Origin of the sequence: Candidatus Kurthia intestinigallinarum (assembly GCF_003991225.1) — a bacterium.
Classification (GTDB): Bacteria; Bacillota; Bacilli; order Bacillales_A; family Planococcaceae; genus Kurthia; species Kurthia populi.
In genome coordinates, this window is record NZ_JTFC01000177.1 from 1 (window position 1) to 1,146 (window position 1,146).

At 36.2% G+C, this 1,146-nt stretch carries 1 protein-coding gene and 1 pseudogene; both read right to left on the reverse strand.

What is annotated here, in order from left to right; all coding sequences use genetic code 11:
- Nucleotides 1–136 precede the first annotated feature (136 nt).
- Nucleotides 137–346: pseudogene (locus QI30_RS21305) on the reverse strand (hypothetical protein); the annotation flags it as partial.
- A gap of 400 nt (nt 347–746) precedes the next feature.
- A partial coding sequence (locus tag QI30_RS19555; RefSeq protein WP_148113917.1) for an RNA-guided endonuclease TnpB family protein occupies nt 747–1,146 on the reverse strand: 400 nt, incomplete at its 5' end.

A 1,146-nucleotide genomic window follows, 5' to 3' on the forward strand; every position in this document is an offset into this window, starting at 1 on the left:
GAAAGAGGTTTCCTTTCTTAAAATTAAGATAAGATTGAACTTTAAACAGAATGAATTTTAGATAGATGATTTTGAAACTAGCTTCTAATGATTGTCACCGTTTTATCTGTCTTTTAAAGATTCTTGAATTTTTCCTTTACTTAAATAATCTTGTTATATCAAAACGTAAATATTTAGGCTTATTTTGCTTAGAATAAGCTCCCTGATGCTCTTTTACATATAGAAGATGGCGTTCTACTTCAGATGTCTTTCTTAAAGCGCTTAATTCGTCATATAAAGTATATGGAATGCTAGGGATATCTAGGACATATGAAAAGTCCAATAACGCTGCAGAAAGTAGCATTTGCGTATAGGGGCTTTACTGTACCAATATATATAGCTTTAACTTCTCTTCTTCCTTCAAAGCTTTGTCTTCAAGATATGCTGCATCTCGCCGTTCCTATTTATAAAAAGCATTTGGCACAACAGCATTCTTTTGAATGAAAAAATCTAAAAACCAATAGTTTGACTTATAACTTACTGGAGCATAGAATGAATATATAAAGATTCTTGTCGCGAGAATCGCATGTAGTGTAACGTCTGGTTTGGTCACCAGGCGTTTTTTATTTAAGCAAAATTGAACTACCCCCACTTAGCCGTTCTTCGAACGTTGCTTGAAGTGGGAGATTCCTACGAACAGTGCTTGCTTGTTTCCACTTACCCGAAACAGCGGCTTCACTTTTTTTAGTAGACTATCCCCGTAGTTCCTACGGTTGTTGCTTTAAAAGTCTTAACCCTTCGATTAAGATATTCTTACTTGCATTAATATCTCGGTCTAGTGTCGTACCACAAGATGAACAAGTCCACACACGAATATCTAATGGTTTCTTGCCATCTCGATGACCGCAAGTATGACAAATTTGGCTCGATGGGTAGAATCTGTCGATTTCGACAATTTTTCTACCGAACCATTTCGCCTTATACTTCAGCTTGGTTACAAATTCAGACCACGACACATCACTAATCGCTTTTGCCAACTTATGATTTTTCATCATACCTTTGGTATTTAAGTTTTCGATGCAGATGACGTCATATTGACGAATCAATGCCGTTGATAGCTTGTTTAAAAAATCTTCTCGCTGGAAAGCAACACGTTCATGCAAGCGA